Below are 253 nucleotides of genomic sequence, written 5' to 3'. Positions count from 1 at the left end.
GCAGGTCTACGGGGCAGATAAAGTCTGGAAGCAGATGAACCGAGAAGGCATTGCGGTCGCACGTTGCACGGTTGAGCGCCTGATGAAGCAACAGGGATTGCGTGGCGTGAGTCGCGGCAAACGAATTGGGAGTGTCAGAATTTCCGTGTTCAAGGCGGGGGTGAGATTCACACGGATGGTCGAACGAATCGATCCGCGTAAAGGATAGCGAATTGGTTCATGGCCTGCTTCCAGTCGTGAGCGGAGCGGCTCC

1 pseudogene is annotated in these 253 nt (G+C 56.5%); it reads left to right on the top strand.

Annotated features, from left to right (window positions below):
- Positions 1–127, top strand: a pseudogene (locus tag GWC77_RS28715) (IS3 family transposase); the annotation flags it as partial.
- Positions 128–253 lie beyond the last annotated feature (126 nt).

The sequence above is a fragment of the Paraburkholderia sp. NMBU_R16 genome, from assembly GCF_013282575.1.
Taxonomy (GTDB): domain Bacteria; phylum Pseudomonadota; class Gammaproteobacteria; order Burkholderiales; family Burkholderiaceae; genus Trinickia.
Note: the sequence above shows the minus strand (reverse complement) of the source record. Positions and strands in the feature narration are given on the sequence as shown.